The organism is Erwinia sp. CGal63 (assembly GCF_037026505.1).
Taxonomy (GTDB): Bacteria; Pseudomonadota; Gammaproteobacteria; order Enterobacterales; family Enterobacteriaceae; genus Erwinia.
Window position 1 is genome coordinate 345,911 of sequence record NZ_JAKUMN010000002.1, and the last position, 16,187, is coordinate 362,097.

The 16,187-nt window shown below is 56.3% G+C and carries 15 protein-coding genes and 1 other RNA gene; 10 read left to right on the forward strand and 6 right to left on the reverse strand.

What is annotated here, in order from left to right:
* Position 1: 1 nt before the first annotated feature.
* A complete protein-coding gene (locus MKZ79_RS10345; protein WP_336141789.1) occupies positions 2-754 on the reverse strand; it encodes a M48 family metallopeptidase in 753 nt (250 codons plus the stop codon).
* 275 nt (positions 755-1,029) lie between these two features.
* On the opposite strand from MKZ79_RS10345, the gene tkt reads away from it, so the two are divergent.
* On the forward strand, positions 1,030-3,021 hold the full coding sequence (gene tkt, locus MKZ79_RS10350) for a transketolase (RefSeq protein WP_336141791.1): 1,992 nt from the start codon (positions 1,030-1,032) through the stop codon (positions 3,019-3,021).
* Positions 3,022-3,059: 38 nt separating this feature from the next.
* Here tkt and MKZ79_RS10355 read toward each other — a convergent pair whose 3' ends face one another.
* A complete protein-coding gene (locus MKZ79_RS10355) occupies positions 3,060-3,797 on the reverse strand; it encodes a bactofilin family protein (protein WP_336141796.1) in 738 nt (245 codons plus the stop codon).
* A gap of 481 nt (positions 3,798-4,278) precedes the next feature.
* On the opposite strand from MKZ79_RS10355, the gene epd reads away from it, so the two are divergent.
* The 6 genes from epd to MKZ79_RS10385 all read left to right on the forward strand — a co-directional run bounded on the left by epd (position 4,279) and on the right by MKZ79_RS10385 (position 10,638).
* Positions 4,279-5,325, forward strand: a complete 1,047-nt coding sequence (gene epd / locus MKZ79_RS10360) for an erythrose-4-phosphate dehydrogenase (protein WP_336141797.1) — start codon at positions 4,279-4,281, stop codon at positions 5,323-5,325.
* Between the two features lie 22 nt (positions 5,326-5,347).
* The gene (gene pgk, locus MKZ79_RS10365) at positions 5,348-6,508 is read left to right on the forward strand and encodes a phosphoglycerate kinase (protein WP_336141798.1); all 1,161 of its coding nucleotides are present in this window, start codon (positions 5,348-5,350) and stop codon (positions 6,506-6,508) included.
* 90 nt (positions 6,509-6,598) lie between these two features.
* Positions 6,599-7,678, forward strand: coding sequence for a class II fructose-bisphosphate aldolase (fbaA, locus tag MKZ79_RS10370; protein ID WP_336141800.1), 1,080 nt, complete (start codon positions 6,599-6,601; stop codon positions 7,676-7,678).
* A 428-nt stretch (positions 7,679-8,106) separates the two neighbouring features.
* Positions 8,107-8,991: a small-conductance mechanosensitive channel MscS gene (gene mscS, locus MKZ79_RS10375; protein ID WP_336141803.1), complete on the forward strand. Its 885-nt coding sequence runs from the start codon at positions 8,107-8,109 to the stop codon at positions 8,989-8,991.
* 155 nt (positions 8,992-9,146) lie between these two features.
* Positions 9,147-9,767 (forward strand): arginine exporter ArgO, encoded by a 621-nt coding sequence (gene argO, locus MKZ79_RS10380; RefSeq protein WP_336141804.1) that lies wholly within the window; start codon positions 9,147-9,149, stop codon positions 9,765-9,767.
* 151 nt (positions 9,768-9,918) lie between these two features.
* Entirely contained in the window at positions 9,919-10,638 is a 720-nt protein-coding gene (locus MKZ79_RS10385; protein WP_336141805.1) for an oxidative stress defense protein, read from the forward strand.
* A gap of 86 nt (positions 10,639-10,724) precedes the next feature.
* On the opposite strand, the gene MKZ79_RS10390 is transcribed toward MKZ79_RS10385, so the two are convergent.
* Complete coding sequence (locus MKZ79_RS10390) at positions 10,725-11,621, reverse strand: LysR family transcriptional regulator ArgP (protein ID WP_336141807.1); 897 nt, start codon at positions 11,619-11,621, stop codon at positions 10,725-10,727.
* A 199-nt stretch (positions 11,622-11,820) separates the two neighbouring features.
* Between MKZ79_RS10390 and rpiA the strand changes: the two genes are divergently transcribed.
* Both rpiA and serA read left to right on the forward strand, forming a co-directional pair.
* Positions 11,821-12,480, forward strand: coding sequence for a ribose-5-phosphate isomerase RpiA (gene rpiA, locus MKZ79_RS10395; RefSeq protein WP_336141809.1), 660 nt, complete (start codon positions 11,821-11,823; stop codon positions 12,478-12,480).
* A gap of 340 nt (positions 12,481-12,820) precedes the next feature.
* On the forward strand, positions 12,821-14,056 hold the full coding sequence (serA, locus tag MKZ79_RS10400; RefSeq protein ID WP_336141811.1) for a phosphoglycerate dehydrogenase: 1,236 nt from the start codon (positions 12,821-12,823) through the stop codon (positions 14,054-14,056).
* A gap of 75 nt (positions 14,057-14,131) precedes the next feature.
* Here the strand turns inward: serA and MKZ79_RS10405 are convergent, their stop codons facing one another.
* From MKZ79_RS10405 to zapA, 3 genes are all read right to left on the reverse strand, one after another.
* Positions 14,132-14,719, reverse strand: a complete 588-nt coding sequence (locus tag MKZ79_RS10405; protein WP_336141814.1) for a 5-formyltetrahydrofolate cyclo-ligase — start codon at positions 14,717-14,719, stop codon at positions 14,132-14,134.
* 81 nt (positions 14,720-14,800) lie between these two features.
* Positions 14,801-14,985, reverse strand: a non-coding RNA gene (ssrS, locus tag MKZ79_RS10410) — 6S RNA.
* A 41-nt stretch (positions 14,986-15,026) separates the two neighbouring features.
* Entirely contained in the window at positions 15,027-15,356 is a 330-nt protein-coding gene (gene zapA / locus MKZ79_RS10415) for a cell division protein ZapA (protein WP_125287340.1), read from the reverse strand.
* A 170-nt stretch (positions 15,357-15,526) separates the two neighbouring features.
* Here zapA and MKZ79_RS10420 point away from each other — a divergent pair, with 170 nt between their 5' ends.
* Positions 15,527-16,105 (forward strand): YecA/YgfB family protein, encoded by a 579-nt coding sequence (locus MKZ79_RS10420; RefSeq protein WP_336141816.1) that lies wholly within the window; start codon positions 15,527-15,529, stop codon positions 16,103-16,105.
* Positions 16,106-16,187: the final 82 nt, after the last annotated feature.

Below are 16,187 nucleotides of genomic sequence, written 5' to 3' on the forward strand. Positions count from 1 at the left end.
TTTACTTACCGGCCGCGATGCGCTCTTTAATATGCTGCGCGCGCGATTCGGAAGAGGGATGCGAGTCAAACATGGTGCTGCTGCTGCCGTTTTCCAGCTTCGCCAGCTTCTCAAAGCTGGTTTCCAGCCCCAGCGGACTGATGCCGCGTTTCTTCAGCAGATCGAACGAGTAGTCGTCCGCCTGCGATTCCTGCTTCTGCGAGAACTGCGCGTTGACCAGCTTTTCGCCCAGCTCGCCCAGCTGCGACTGTGAAAGCGTGGCGGTAATACCGCCGACGGAAGCGGCAGCCGTACGCAGTGCAGTAGTGCCGTAAGCGACCTGCATCGCGCGACGGGTATGGCCCAGCGCCACGTGACCCATCTCATGACCCAGCACGCCTTCCACTTCGTTATCCGTCATCATATCCATCAGCCCGCTGTAAACGCGGATGCAGCCGTTGGCCATCGCCCAGGCGTTAACGTCTTTGGTCAGATAGACCTTATAGTTGGCGGGCGTGCCGTCAATATTGTCGCCAAGCGCGGCGGCGATTTTATTCAGTCGCTGCGTGTAAACGCTGTCGGCCGGCGCGATCTGCGCTTCTTTATCCATCTGCTCGCATGATTTCACGCTGAGCTCTTTTACTTCATCGTTGCTGAGCGAAGCGGCCTGAAAAGCCTGGGCGCCGGACTGCATCAGCGCGTTGCTGTCTACATTCTGGCAGCCGGAAAGTGCGGTAGCCACGGTCAGGGCCAGCAGTGATGCGGGTATTTTCATATTTTCATCCATTAGATAACAAGGTAATAAAAACAAACACCTGTCGTTAAGGGCAGGATAGGAATGCCGGCACTGTGTTAACTCCTTGTGCCTGGAGACATAGTACCATAGTTCAAAAAACGCAAGTATGGTGCTGTTTATTTGCATTTTTCACCATGTACACGAGGCGGCTCTTTCATGTACATTGTGAAACGTCTTTTGCAGCTTTGCCTGATAACTGATTGATTAGAATAGGTTAACAACGGCGAGGCCTCTAATCCGACCTGGAGTAATACATGTCTTCTCGTAAAGAGCTTGCGAATGCCATTCGCGCATTAAGTATGGATGCTGTACAGAAAGCGAAATCCGGCCACCCTGGCGCGCCTATGGGCATGGCGGATATTGCCGAGGTATTGTGGCGCGATTTCCTGAACCACAACCCGACCAACCCACAGTGGGCCGACCGCGACCGCTTCGTGCTGTCCAACGGACACGGTTCTATGCTGATCTACAGCCTGCTGCACCTCAGCGGCTACGATCTGCCGATTGAAGAACTGAAAAACTTCCGTCAGCTGCACTCCAAAACTCCAGGTCACCCGGAATTCGGCTATACCGCAGGCGTTGAAACCACTACCGGCCCGCTGGGGCAGGGCATTGCTAATGCCGTCGGCATGGCGATCGCCGAGCGCACGCTGGCCGCGCAGTTCAACCGTCCAGGCCATGATGTTGTCGATCATCATACTTACGTCTTTATGGGCGACGGCTGCATGATGGAAGGCATCTCGCACGAAGTTTGCTCGCTGGCCGGCACGCTGAAGCTGGGCAAGCTGGTGGCTTTCTATGACGACAACGGCATCTCTATCGACGGCCATATCGACGGCTGGTTCACCGACGATACCGCTAAGCGTTTTGAATCCTACGGCTGGCACGTCGTGCGCGGCGTGGACGGTCATGACGCGGAAGCGATTCGCAAAGCGGTCGAAGAAGCGAAAGCGGTCAGCGACAAGCCTTCGCTGCTGATGTGTAAAACCGTCATCGGCTTCGGTTCGCCGAACAAAGCCGGCACGCACGATTCCCACGGCGCGCCGCTGGGCGAAGACGAAATCGCACTGACCCGCAAGCAGCTGGGCTGGAACCACGCGCCGTTTGAGATCCCGCAGGATATCTACGCGCAGTGGGATGCTAAAGAGGCTGGCAAGGCGAAAGAAGCGGCCTGGAACGAGAAGTTCGCCGCCTACGCTAAAGCGCATCCGGAACTGGCGCTGGAATTCCAGCGCCGGGTGAAAAACGAGCTGCCGGAAAACTGGCAGGCCGAATCGCAGAAATTTATCGAACAGCTGCAGGCTAACCCGGCGAAAATCGCCAGCCGTAAAGCCTCGCAAAACGCGCTGGAAGCTTTCGGCAAGCTGCTGCCGGAATATCTGGGCGGTTCCGCTGACCTGGCGCCAAGCAACCTGACCATGTGGTCTGGCTCTAAGCCGATCAATGAAGACGCGGCGGGCAACTATATCCACTACGGCGTGCGCGAGTTCGGTATGACCGCCATCGCCAACGGCATCACGCTGCACGGCGGCTTCCTGCCTTACACCGCGACCTTCCTGATGTTTGTGGAATATGCGCGCAACGCCGCCCGTATGGCCGCGCTGATGAAAATCCGTCAGGTGATGGTCTATACCCACGACTCTATCGGTCTGGGGGAAGATGGCCCGACGCACCAGCCGGTCGAGCAGCTGGCGAGCCTGCGCGTGACGCCGAACATGAGCGTCTGGCGTCCTTGCGATCAGGTGGAATCGGCGGTTGCCTGGAAATATGCGATTGAGCGTCACGACGGCCCGACCGCGCTGATCTTCTCTCGCCAGAACCTGGCGCAGCAGGATCGCGACGCGGAACAGCTGGCTAACGTCGCTCGCGGCGCCTATATCCTGAAAGACTGCGAAGGCACGCCGGAAGTGATCCTGATCGCTACCGGTTCCGAAGTCGAGCTGGCGGTTGGCGCTTACGAGCGGCTGAGCGCGGAAGGGCGTAAGGCGCGCGTGGTGTCTATGCCTTCTACGGACGCGTTTGAAAAGCAGGACGCGGCTTATCGCGAAGCGGTGCTGCCGAAAGCAGTCAGCGCGCGCGTGGCGATTGAAGCGGGTATTGCGGATTACTGGTTCAAGTACACCGGCCTGAACGGCGCGGTCGTCGGCATGACCACCTTCGGCGAATCGGCTCCGGCTGAGAAGCTGTTCGAAATCTTCGGCTTCACCGTAGATAACGTTGTGGCTCAGGCGAAAGCGCTGCTGTAACGATTAAGGTTCGCCTGCATTACGCAGGCGAACTTGCCTTATTGCGCGTCCCGCAGGTGAAAATCCTGGCTGGGCGGCACCAGTGGCTCCACGAAGCTTTTCACCACGTTGTTACTCTCCGGCTCTCTTTCCGTATAGGGTTTAGAGTGGCCATAGAACTTGCCTTGCTGGTCGATCGAAAGCGATTCGCACTCAATGGTGCCGTCAATAAAGCCGTTAGCGTTAATGGCTACTTCCTGGCTGCGGCATAACCCTTTTAACTCGCCGCTAATCTCCGCGCGCTGCGCCCGGATTTCACCCTCAACCCGCCCATTTTTCTGCACGAACACGGTTTTATCCGACTGCACTTTGCCGTTGACGCTGCCGGTTATATGAATATCGCCCGCCGCGCTGACTTCGCCCACAATGGTGCAGGTTTGCGGAATGGTGGTCAGATTCGCGGCCGGTACGCTGGCGACATTGACCACCGTTGCGGCGGAGACGCTCTCTTCAAAATCGTCCTCTGTCGGCGGCGTCGGAATTTCCTTCGCTGGCGCGGTGTAGTTCAGTGGGGAATGCGTCAGCGGTTGCGCGCTCTCTTTACGTTTAAACATCACTATTTCCTTATTTAACGTGAGTTTCCTGAATGCAAGCCAGGTAGCGACGGCTGAGGCTGCCGCTATCAGCAGCCCCCGATGCTGGCGGATCAGCAACAGCGTCGTGCCCCAGCTCAGTGAATAGACGACCAGTGCTGAAGCCCAAATTATCCAGAGATACCAAAGCAGGTTGTAATTCATAGTCCGGCACTGTTAATAGCCAGAAGAGGACGCCGGATCCTTCCCGATCCTGCTACAGCGAGCCGCGCCTGTGGCGCGCTGCTGTGGGCGTCTCCTTCCTGGAAACGATTGTCAGAGAGAAAATTCTGATAAAAAGCTGTAAAAATAAGACGATTCCGTAAAACCTGTCGCCAGCTAGTTATCTGTAGGTAACTGTCAGTAACGGCCACTTTACTACTTTGTTGGCGAGGGTTGGGCTATTTTTTAGGCAGAACCTTACTTAAATGTGATGCAGGTCAGATTTTCGCACTGTCGATTGATCTGGCGCATTCCAATTATTCCATATTGTCTTTATTGTAGCTGAACCGTTTCAACAAGCACTGGAACGGGCGAATTCTCACCGGAGATACGGTCCGGAAAGGCAAAAATTCCCTGTACAAACGGCAACGTCTGGCTCAGGCTAACGCTCCGGTTTTACACTGAATTTGCATGCAGGAGTGATATGACGGTTCGTATTGCCATAAACGGTTTTGGTCGCATCGGGCGCAACGTGCTGCGCGCGCTTTATGAAACCGGACGCCGTGCCGAAATCACCGTCGTAGCCATCAACGAGCTGGCGGAAGCCGCCGGCATGGCGCATCTGCTGAAGTATGACACCAGCCACGGCCGGTTCGCCTGGGATGTTCGTCAGGAACGGGATCTGCTCTGGGTCGGCGAAGATACGCTCCGCATTCTGCATCACGCCGATATCGCTGATTTACCCTGGCGCGAACTGAACGTCGACATCGTGCTGGACTGCACCGGCGTTTGGGGCAGCCGCGCCGACGGCGAAGCCCATCTGGCTGCCGGCGCCAAAAAAGTGCTGTTTTCCCATCCGGGCGGCAACGATCTTGACGCTACTGTGGTTTATGGCGTGAACGAGAAGGCGCTGCGGCCGGAAGACCTGATCGTCTCTAACGCTTCCTGCACCACCAACTGCATTATTCCCGTGATCAAGCTGCTGGACGACGCCTTTGGCATCGAGTCGGGCACCGTCACCACGATCCACTCCGCGATGCACGATCAGCAGGTTATTGACGCCTACCACAGCGATCTGCGGCGTACTCGCGCGGCGAGCCAGTCGATTATTCCGGTGGATACTCGCCTCGCTGCGGGCATTACGCGTATTTTTCCGAAATTCAACGATCGCTTCGAGGCGATCGCCGTACGCGTGCCTACCATTAACGTGACCGCCATTGATTTAAGCGTCAGCGTACGTACGCCGGTCACGGCCTGCGAAGTCAACGCGCTGCTGCGAAACGCATCAGAAGAGGCATTTAGTGGTATAGTTGACTATACGGAATTACCGTTAGTCTCCATTGATTTTAACCACGATCCGCACAGTGCCATTGTGGACGGCACGCAAACGCGGGTCAGCGGTCAGCACCTGATCAAAACGCTGGTCTGGTGCGACAACGAATGGGGCTTTGCTAACCGCATGATCGACACCACGTTAGCAATGGCCGCCAGCGGTTTCAGCCAGGGCGCGGATTGCGCCTTTAAAATTTAGAGAATCAACGAGAGGACTCACCATGTCTGTAATTAAAATGACCGATTTGGATCTTGCCGGGAAACGCGTACTGATTCGTTCTGATTTAAACGTGCCGGTTAAAGAAGGCAAAGTCACTTCTGACGCACGTATCCGCGCTTCGCTGCCTACCATCGAAGCCGCGCTGAAGCAGGGCGCGAAAGTGATGGTCACTTCTCACCTGGGTCGTCCGACCGAAGGCGAGTACAACGAAGAGTTCTCTTTGCTGCCGGTGGTGAACTACCTGAAAGAGAAGCTCTCTTCGCCGGTGCGTCTGGCGAAAGATTATCTGGACGGCGTTGAGGTTGCAGAAGGCGAGCTGGTGGTGCTGGAAAACGTTCGCTTCAATAAAGGCGAGAAAAAAGATGACGAGGCGCTGTCGAAAAAATATGCCGCGCTGTGCGACATCTACGTTATGGACGCCTTCGGCACCGCGCACCGCGCTCAGGCTTCTACCCATGGCGTGGGCAAATTCGCGCCTGTAGCCTGTGCAGGCCCGCTGCTGGCCGCCGAGCTGGAAGCGCTGGGCAAAGCGCTGAAAGAGCCGGCGCGCCCAATGGTGGCGGTAGTTGGCGGTTCTAAAGTCTCTACCAAGTTCGACGTGCTGAACTCGCTGGTGAAAATCGCCGACACGGTAATTGTGGGCGGCGGCATCGCCAACACCTTTGTCGCTATCGACAACAAGGTTGGCAAATCCCTGTATGAGCCAGATTTTGTTGATGCGGCGAAAAAACTGCGCGACGAATACAAAATCCCGGTGCCAACCGATTCCCGCGTCGGCACGGAATTCTCTGAAACTGCGCCTTCTACCGTGAAGAAAGTCTCCGAAGTAAAAGATGATGAAGAGATCATGGACTTCGGCGACGAAACGGCGGAAGCAATGGCTAAGTTGTTGAAAGAAGCCAAAACTATTTTGTGGAACGGCCCGGTTGGCGTCTTTGAGTTCCCGAACTTCCGCAAAGGCACCGAAATTGTCGCGAAAGCCATCGCCGACAGCGACGCATTCTCTATCGCAGGCGGCGGTGATACGCTGGCTGCCATCGACCTCTTCGGTATTGAAGATAAAATCTCCTATATCTCTACCGGCGGCGGCGCTTTCCTGGAGTTTGTGGAAGGCAAAAAACTGCCGGCGGTCGCCATGCTGGAAGAGCGCGCGAAACAGTAACCTCTGTGGCGGAGGGCTGCCTCCGCCTGAATGATTTGCCCGATAAGGCGCAAAATCTTTTACCACTGCCGACGAAACAGGACAAAAGACATGTCTAAAATTTTTGATTTCGTAAAACCAGGCGTTGTCACCGGTGATGACGTACAGAAAATCTTCAAAGTCGCAAAAGAGAACAAATTCGCCCTGCCTGCGGTTAACTGTGTCGGCACCGACTCTATCAACGCTGTTCTGGAAACAGCCGCTAAAGTAAAAGCGCCGGTTATCATCCAGTTTTCCAACGGCGGCGCAGCCTTTATCGCCGGTAAAGGCCTGAAATCCGATAAGCCACAGGCTGCAGCCATCCTGGGCGCGATTTCCGGTGCGCATCACGTGCATCAGATGGCGGAACATTATGGCGTGCCGGTTATCCTGCACACCGACCACTGCGCGAAAAAACTGCTGCCGTGGATCGACGGCCTGCTGGAAGCGGGCGAAGCCCACTTCGCGAAAACCGGTAAGCCACTGTTCTCTTCCCATATGATCGACCTGTCTGAAGAATCGCTGGAAGAAAACATCGAAATCAGCAGCAAATATCTGGCGCGCATGGCGAAAATCGACATGACGCTGGAAATCGAGCTGGGCTGCACCGGCGGCGAAGAAGACGGCGTGGACAACAGCCACATGGATGCTTCCGCACTCTATACCCAGCCGGAAGATGTTAATTACGCTTACGAGAAACTGAACGCGATCAGCCCACGTTTCACTATCGCGGCCTCTTTCGGTAACGTTCACGGCGTGTATAAGCCAGGCAACGTTAAGCTGACCCCAACCATCCTGCGCGACTCTCAGGAATATGTGACTAAAAAGCATAACCTGCCGCACAACGCGCTGGACTTCGTTTTCCACGGCGGTTCCGGTTCTTCTGCCGCAGAGATCGAAGAGTCAATCAGCTACGGCGTGATTAAAATGAACATCGATACCGATACTCAGTGGGCAACCTGGGACGGTATTCTGCAGTACTACAAAAAGAACGAAGGCTATCTGCAGGCGCAGCTGGGTAACCCGGAAGGCGCTGACAAGCCGAACAAGAAATACTACGATCCGCGCGTATGGCTGCGTTCCGCTCAGACCTCTATGATTACCCGTCTGGAGCAGGCGTTCAAAGAGCTGAACGCGGTAGACGTACTGTAATCGGCCGACGCTCGTTCACAACGTAATAAAAGGCTCATGTTTAACATGGGCCTTTTTTACGCCTTCTTACCAGGAAGTAATGCAATACTTACCCAGCCGGTTCTACGCACTTTAATCAGCCGCCACGCGGCGGAAATATTTTTCTCTGCATAATCCGGCAACAAAGCGTCATTTTTAAGCAACGCTCAACTGCCGCCATCCCTGACAGCTTACCCATCATCATTACAGAAACTGGCGGCATCCGGATAGTGACCGCTTTTTTATAAGCGCTATCGAGCGCCCCAACCAACACGCTAATTTCGCTGGTTATTTGGCACAGGTCACGTTTTTGGTTACGCTTGTGGTTTGGGATGCCGGTGTTGTCTGGCAATCGATAAGGGCTGACTTCCCTGTAGGGGCACTTCGGGAAAAACAACAGGATAAGCAAAATGGAAGATCTGAACGTAGTTAACGGCGTTAACCGGGCTGGCAGCTGGCTGGTGCATAACCAGGCGCTGCTGCTGAGCTATGCGGTGAATATCGTCGCGGCGGTTATCATCCTGATTATCGGCTCCATTGTGGCGCGCATTATCGCCAGGACGCTGAACAAGGTGCTGCGCGCCCGTCATATCGACGCCACCGTGGCGGACTTTCTCTCTGCGCTGGTGCGCTATGGCGTTATCGCCTTTACGCTGATTGCCGCGCTGGGTCGCGTGGGTGTACAAACGGCCTCGGTTATCGCCGTGCTGGGTGCCGCCGGTCTGGCCGTGGGCCTGGCGCTGCAGGGCTCGCTCTCTAACCTGGCGGCTGGCGTGCTGCTGGTTACCTTCCGGCCGTTCCGCACCGGCGACTTTATCGATATCGGTGTGATGGGCACGGTACAGCAGGTACAAATCTTCTCTACCACGCTGAAAACCGCTGATGGCAAAACCGTTGTGGTGCCTAACGGTAAAATTATTGCTGGCAACATCGTCAACTTCTCGCGCGAGCCGGTTCGTCGTAACGAGTTTATTATCGGCGTCTCCTACGATGCGGATGTCGATCAGGTGCTTAAACTGCTGCGTGAAGTGGTCGATGCCGATCCTCGCGTTCTACAGGATATGGGCGTGCAGATCGGGCTGAACGAGCTGGCGGCTTCCTCCGTCAACTATGTGGTGCGCTGCTGGAGTAAAGCGGGCGATCTGCAAAACGTTTACTGGGATCTGATGAAGAACTTCAAGCGCACGCTGGACGCCAACAACATCGGTATTCCGTATCCACAGATGGATGTCCATCTTCATCAGGATAAATCCGGCGAGGCGAAACCAGAGGCTCCCGTAGCGAAGCCTGAATAAGGCAACTACCCGGTTTAAAAGGCGGACAAAGGTTCCGCCTTTTTTTTAATGTTTTATCATTAGCTTAGCTGATAGCCTATAAGATTATTGCGTTTCCTCTAATGTGACAGGCGCTATACACTCGCCGCCAGTCAATACCATTTCAGGGGAGAGGTATGTTTGCCGTTTTCTTTCAGGGCATGGCGCTGGGCGCCGCGCTAATCCTGCCGTTAGGGCCGCAGAACGCTTTTGTAATGAACCAGGGCGTGCGTCGCCATTATCATCTGATGACTGCCGCGCTCTGCACGTTGAGCGATATTCTGCTGATTTGCGGCGGCGTCTTTGGCGGCAGCGCGCTGTTGACCCACTCCACGCTGCTGCTGAACCTGGTGACCTGGGGCGGCGTGCTGTTTCTGCTGTGGTACAGCTGGGGTGCGCTGCGTACCGCCTTCAGCGGCAATATCGAACTGGCTTCGTCAGAGGCGATGAAGCAGAGCCGCTGGCGGATTATCGCCACCATGCTGGCCGTCACCTGGCTGAATCCGCACGTTTATCTGGACACTTTTGTGGTGCTCGGCAGCCTGGGCGGCCAGCTTCCGGCAGAGGCGCGCAAATGGTTCGCGCTCGGCTCCGCCAGCGCCTCGCTAATCTGGTTCTTCGGCCTGGCTATCCTCGCAGCCTGGCTGGCACCGCGGCTTAACACCGCGAAAGCCCAGCGCATTATCAATCTGCTGGTAGGGCTGGTGATGTGGGCGATTGCGTTGAAGCTGGCGCTACAGGCGCTGGATTTCTGGTAAGCGTCAGCGAACTCATTCCAGGAATTAAGGTCATAGTCTGGCAGGCAAAATCACACTAAGATGCGAACTGATGGAATATATTGCGGAAGCCGGCGCGCTGTAGTCAGGCCGGTTTCCTCTGCTATGATCGAACTCCCACGGAGGATCCCCTTTGAAGCTGACCAAACTGGCGCTGGCCGCCCTGATTTTTACCTCTCCTCTCGCCGCGGTCGCGGATGAATTGCCGAATGGCCCACACGTCGTTACGTCCGGACAGGCGAGCGTCGACGCGACGCCAGATATCGCCACGCTGGCGATTGAAGTTGCCGTTTCCTCAAAAGACGCCTCGGAAGCCAAAAAGCAGGCCGACAGCCGTGTTGCCCAATATTTTGATTTTCTACAGAAAAACGGCATCGATAAAAAAGATATCAATGCGGCCAATCTGCGCACCCAGCCGGAATATGATTATCTGAAAGACGGCAAATCGGAGCTGAAAGGCTATCGCGCCGTGCGCCAGGTACAGGTCACGCTGCGCCAGCTGGACAAGCTGAACGAGCTGCTGGACGGCGCGCTGAAATCCGGCCTGAACGAGATCCGCTCCGTGGAGCTGGGCGTTGCCAATCCTGACAGCTATCGCGACAAGGCCCGCCAGGCCGCGATCGAAAACGCTATCCAGCAGGCTGGCGCGCTGGCGAAAGGTTTTAACGCTCAGTTAGGGCCGGTTTACAGTATCCGCTATCACGTAGCCAACTATCAGCCAATGCCGATGGCGCGGATGTTTAAAACCGCCGACGCCGCGCCGATGAACTCGGCGGCGCAAACCTACGAGCAGCAGAGCATTCACTTTGACGATCAGGTGGATGTGGTGTTCGAGCTGCAGCGTAAGCAGTAACCCGCCGGTAATCATGCGTCCGGCAACGGCTTGCCGGACGCGCGCTTTTCCCTTCACGCTTTTTTAGTCGCGGCAAACCGCAACCGCTATGCGCTCTGGCGCAGCACTCTATGGCCGTGCGCGATCAGCGCGTCGGTGACCTTGCGCATCAGGCGGCTTTCCGGCGCGAAGCGGTGCCAGTAGAGCATCCGGCGCTGAAACAGACCCGGCGTCAAATCGATCAGTTCACCTTCTGCCAGCTCGCGCTCGATCTGCAGATGTGGGATCATGCAGCAGGTCGTGCCCTGACGAGCCAGCTGCACAAAAGCCTCTGACGAGTTAACGATATGGCAGGGCACGCTGCCCGGCGACAGATCGAAGTTCTGCTGTAAAAACGCCTGATGCATATCATCCAGGTGATCAAAGGCGACCGCAGGCGCTTTCAGCAGCGCGGAACGCGTGACGCCATTAGGGAAGTAGCGCGCGGCGAACTCTTTCGAGCCAACGAACAGGTAGTCCAGCGCGCCAAGCTGATCCACCAGGCAGCTGGGCAGCGGCTGCGGCTGAATACTGACCGCACCGACCACTTCGCCGCGGCGCAGCCGCTCCTGAGTGCGGGTTTCATCTTCCACCTGCAGGTTCAGGCGCACCGGCGAATCACTTAACACCGTTTTCAGCGCGGGCAGCAGCCAGGTCGCCAGGCTGTCGGCGTTGACCGCCAGCGACAGCAGCAGCGGCGTGGTGCCGCTGTTCTCATCGCCCAGCCACTCCTCTTCCAGCAGCTCCACCTGATGCAGCAGCGCCAGCAGCTTCTGGCCCTGTTCAGTCGGGCGCGGCGGCACGGTGCGCACCAGCAGCGGCTGGCCAAACATATTCTCCAGCTGCTTGATGCGCTGGGAAACGGCTGACTGAGTGATACAAAGTTTTTGCGCCGCGCGCTCAAAGCCGCGTTCGCGAATGACTGCATCCAGCGCCTGAAGCGTTCGATAGTCCGGGCGTTTCATTGTTGTTTTAGCTCTCTTTCAGGTGTGGAACCTGCACTATGCCATATTTTTGCCATTTTGCCCTGCGCTTCAACGGCAGCCTGCTGGTTTTGCGGCGTGTCTTCCAGAGTGACAACAAATGGCGTCGTGAGGCGGTTTTTTCCGCGAGGGTTGTTTTATACTGTCGCCACACAGTAGCAGCACGGACTCTAAATTTACCATGACGCAGGATGAACTGAAAAAAGCCGTCGGCTGGGCCGCGTTAAAATATGTTGAGCGCGGCACTATCGTTGGCGTGGGCACTGGCTCGACCGCCGCCCACTTTATTGACGCGCTGGGCTCGATCAAAAACGAGATCGAAGGCGCGGTTTCCAGCTCGGAGGCCTCTACGCTGCGGCTGAAGAGCCTGGGCATTCCGGTCTTCGATCTCAATGAGGTGGATGCGCTGTCGATCTACGTGGACGGCGCCGACGAGATCAACGGCGCGATGCAGATGATCAAGGGCGGCGGCGCGGCGCTGACCCGCGAAAAAATCATCGCCGCGGTGGCGAAAAAGTTCGTCTGCATCGCCGACGAATCCAAGCAGGTCGACGTGCTGGGCAGGTTTCCGCTGCCGGTGGAGGTGATTCCGATGGCGCGCAGCTTTGTGGCGCGCGAGCTGGTGAAGCTGGGCGGCCAGCCGGAGTATCGTCAGCACGTGGTGACCGATAACGGCAACGTCATCCTGGACGTGCATAATCTGAAGATCCTGGACGCCGTCGCGCTGGAAAAAGCGATCAACGCGCTGCCCGGCGTGGTGACGGTAGGGCTATTTGCCGCGCGTGGCGCCGATGTAGCGCTGATCGGTACCGCCGATGGCGTGAAGGTGTTGGGCGGCTAATCAGCAAATGGTGCGAGTTAACAGCGGGTTATCGTCATAAAAAAAGGATCTTACCGGCGCGCGGGCCGCGTCGGTTAATTTTTATAAAAAAACATCTTTTCTTCCGCGCATGAAATTTAGTGACTTATATCACGTAATTGATCTCTGCCTCGCGATCCTGCTGATGATGCCTTCCACCTCATGATTATCTGCCAATTTAGACGGGTGCTTTCTGCCGCTGTGCTGAGGGCCGGGCAATCGTTTGTATTGCCGCGAGCGTAAATTTTGATATTTTGGCAGAAGGCTGACTTATTACAGACAACGTCAGCCACTTCTGAAGTCTGCTGAATAGGGTCGGGAAATGGCAAAAGTATCACTGGAGAAAGACAAGATTAAGTTTCTGCTGGTTGAAGGCGTGCACCAGAGCGCGATCGATAACCTGCGGGCGTCTGGCTACACCAACATTGAATTCCACAAGGGCGCGCTGGACAGCGAAACGCTGAAAGAAGCGATCCGCGACGCGCACTTTATCGGCATCCGCTCGCGTACCCATCTGACTGAAGAGATTTTCGCTGCGGCGGAAAAACTGGTAGCGGTAGGCTGCTTCTGTATCGGCACTAACCAGGTCGATCTGCAGGCGGCGGAAAAACGCGGTATTCCGGTCTTCAATGCGCCATTCTCCAATACCCGATCCGTAGCGGAACTGGTTATCGGCGAGCTGCTGCTGATGCTGCGCGGCGTGCCGGCGGCGAACGCCAAAGCGCACCGCGGCATCTGGAACAAGCTGGCGGTCGGCTCTTATGAGGCACGCGGTAAAAAACTGGGCATCATCGGCTACGGCCATATCGGCATGCAGCTGGGCGTGCTGGCGGAAAGCCTGGGTATGCACGTCTACTTTTACGACATTGAGAGCAAGCTGCCGCTGGGCAACGCCACTCAGGTGCGCTACCTCTCCGAACTGCTGAATATGAGCGACGTGGTCAGCCTGCACGTACCGGAAACGCCTTCTACCCAGAATATGATGGGTGCGGAAGAGCTGGCGATGATGAAGCCTGGCTCGCTGCTGATCAACGCCTCGCGCGGCACCGTGGTGGATATTCCGGCGCTGTGCAAAGTGCTGGCGGACAAACACCTCTCCGGCGCAGCGATTGACGTCTTCCCGGAAGAGCCGGCGACCAACGCCGATCCGTTTAATTCGCCGCTGTGCGAGTTCGACAACGTGATCCTGACGCCGCATATCGGTGGCTCGACTCAGGAAGCGCAGGAAAATATCGGGATTGAGGTGGCAGGCAAGCTGGCGAAGTACTCTGACAACGGCTCCACGCTCTCTGCTGTCAACTTCCCGGAAGTTTCGCTGCCGATGCATGGCGATCAGAGCCGCCTGCTGCATATTCACGAAAACCGTCCCGGCGTGCTGACCGCCATCAACAACATCTTTGCGGAGCAGGGCATCAACATCGCCGCGCAGTATCTGCAAACCACGCCGAAGATGGGCTATGTGGTAATCGATATCGACGCGCCGCAGGATGTGGCCAATACCGCGCTGCAGCTGATGAAGGCGATTCCCGGTACTATCCGCGCTCGTCTGCTTTACTGAGGACGACAGGCGCTCCGCATAACGGAGCGCCTTTTTCTGACAGCGATTGCCGGGATGTTGATAGCTCTGCTTTCGTCACCATTGCCAGAGCCGCGAAGGCGTTACTATCGCCGGCAGCGGCACATCCCATTCCGCTACGGGCAACTGCTCTACTTGCTGACAGTCGTGCGCCAGGCCTACCGGCAATATCTTGTGCTGTCGCCAGTTCTGCAGAGTGCGATCGTAAAAGCCGCCGCCCATGCCCAGACGCTGTCCATCCTTATCGAATGCCACCAGCGGCACCATCATAACATCCAGCTCGTCCAGCGTTGCCAGACGGCGAATATCCAGCGGCGGCTCGGGAATACGCAGGCGATTGGGCTGCAGCACCGTTTGCGCGTCGTAGCGCAGGAACAGCAGCTGGCCGGGTGAAAAAGGATGCAGGACAGGCAGGAAAACCTGCTGCTTGCGCTGCCACAGTTTGGCTATTAGCGGACGCGTATCCAGCTCGCCGTCGAACGACAGAAACAGCGCGATATTGCGGGCCTGCTGGATGGGCTGAAAATTCAGGGCGCGTTCAACAACCTGTAGGGCGGCCTGTCGTTGCTGTTCCGGCGTTAAGTCGCGGCGCAAACGACGAACATGGGTGCGAATATCCTGGCGATCGAGAAGGCTGAGGTTCATCAGTTTCACCATGTCGGAAGCGGAATAGCAGCAGGACAGAGCGACTGGCGCAGAAAAAACAGGAAAGGCAGGAAAAAGTAGGGGATCTCCGAGATGCCGCCGCAGGCTGTAACCCTTGAACCCTTGGTTCAAGGTGAGTGTACCGTCATAACCATCAGGCTTCTCGGACGGACCGAGCATGCGCACAGGTTACAGAGCGCCACACTCTGTTTGGTATGAAATATCGGCTCAGGGGACTGGCCCGCTTGCAAACATCTCAGAGAATTTTTTACATCACCGTCACTGTATCACAGAAAACGTTAACGTGTTATTCGAATTGCGTTCCAGTTCTTTCCGTAATGCGACCCTGTTCGAGCAGCGCCTGCTCGATGGTCTGCTGCAGCATGCGAATACGCTGTTCCATGTTGCTGGCGTAATCACGGGTTTTCATCTTTTCCTGCGCCAGTTCATGACAGATGTTCAACGCAGCGATAAAAACCAGCTGTTCGGTATTGGTGACTCTAGTGCGAACTTTTAGATCCTGCAACCGTTGATTGAGGTCTTCGGCGGCCAGATTCAGCGCATCTTGCTGTTCAGGCGGACAATTTACTCTTAAGGAACGGCCAAAAATTTGGATATCTACGGGCTGTGCAGACATAAAACCATCCTGACTGATTACTTCGCCGGTAATCTCCCTTACCGCTCAATGGCTTGGGAGGGGCGCAACTATATCTACCCCTGGCAGAAGAAACAACCCCTTTCTGGAATCAAAGAGGCACCTGGTGGTAGCATAACACGAACTTATCCAGCCAACGATGACCAAAACCTATGTCACTAACAAACACAATGCCGGGCTATGACGCGCTGGCTTCAGCACTGACGCAGCAGGGTGTGGGAATGACCCCGGCTGAAATGCATGGTCTGATCAGCGGAATTCTCTGCGGCGGCAACACGGACAGTAGCTGGCAGACGCTGGTTCATGACCTCACCAATGAGGGAATGGCTTTCTCGCAAACGCTGGCGCAGCCTCTGCAGCAGCTGCGTCAGGGCATCGGCGATACCCTGGAGGATGAAGGTTTCCTGTTCCAGCTCTATCTGCCGGAAGATGACGATATCACCGTGTTCGACCGCGCGGACGCGCTGGCGGGCTGGGTCAATCACTTCCTGCTGGGCCTGGGCGTCGCGCAGCCGAAGCTGGACAAGGTCAAAGGCGAAACCGGCGAAGCGATTGACGATCTGCGTACTATCGCCCAGCTCGGCTATGATGAAGATGAAGATCAGGAAGAGCTGGAGCAGTCGCTGGAAGAGGTGATTGAGTATGTGCGCGTAGCGGCTCTGCTCTGTCATGATACCTTTACCCATATCGTGCCGACAGCGCCGGAAGTAAAGAAACCGACGCTGCATTAATGCCGCAGCGCGCCAGCGATGGCCGGAACGAACCGAAGTCGCGACGGAACAGGTGCGCGCATAACATGGAACGCATTCAGGA

Bases quoted from the DNA above. Each gene is read 5' to 3' on its own strand.
- MKZ79_RS10345 (WP_336141789.1), bottom strand. From the start codon at position 754: ATGAAAATACCCGCATCACTGCTGGCCCTGACCGTGGCTACCGCACTT.
- tkt (WP_336141791.1), top strand. From the start codon at position 1,030: ATGTCTTCTCGTAAAGAGCTTGCGAATGCCATTCGCGCATTAAGTATG.
- MKZ79_RS10355 (WP_336141796.1), bottom strand. From the start codon at position 3,797: ATGAATTACAACCTGCTTTGGTATCTCTGGATAATTTGGGCTTCAGCA.
- epd (WP_336141797.1), top strand. From the start codon at position 4,279: ATGACGGTTCGTATTGCCATAAACGGTTTTGGTCGCATCGGGCGCAAC.
- pgk (WP_336141798.1), top strand. From the start codon at position 5,348: ATGTCTGTAATTAAAATGACCGATTTGGATCTTGCCGGGAAACGCGTA.
- fbaA (WP_336141800.1), top strand. From the start codon at position 6,599: ATGTCTAAAATTTTTGATTTCGTAAAACCAGGCGTTGTCACCGGTGAT.
- mscS (WP_336141803.1), top strand. From the start codon at position 8,107: ATGGAAGATCTGAACGTAGTTAACGGCGTTAACCGGGCTGGCAGCTGG.
- argO (WP_336141804.1), top strand. From the start codon at position 9,147: ATGTTTGCCGTTTTCTTTCAGGGCATGGCGCTGGGCGCCGCGCTAATC.
- MKZ79_RS10390 (WP_336141807.1), bottom strand. From the start codon at position 11,621: ATGAAACGCCCGGACTATCGAACGCTTCAGGCGCTGGATGCAGTCATT.
- rpiA (WP_336141809.1), top strand. From the start codon at position 11,821: ATGACGCAGGATGAACTGAAAAAAGCCGTCGGCTGGGCCGCGTTAAAA.
- serA (WP_336141811.1), top strand. From the start codon at position 12,821: ATGGCAAAAGTATCACTGGAGAAAGACAAGATTAAGTTTCTGCTGGTT.
- MKZ79_RS10405 (WP_336141814.1), bottom strand. From the start codon at position 14,719: ATGAACCTCAGCCTTCTCGATCGCCAGGATATTCGCACCCATGTTCGT.
- zapA (WP_125287340.1), bottom strand. From the start codon at position 15,356: ATGTCTGCACAGCCCGTAGATATCCAAATTTTTGGCCGTTCCTTAAGA.
- MKZ79_RS10420 (WP_336141816.1), top strand. From the start codon at position 15,527: ATGTCACTAACAAACACAATGCCGGGCTATGACGCGCTGGCTTCAGCA.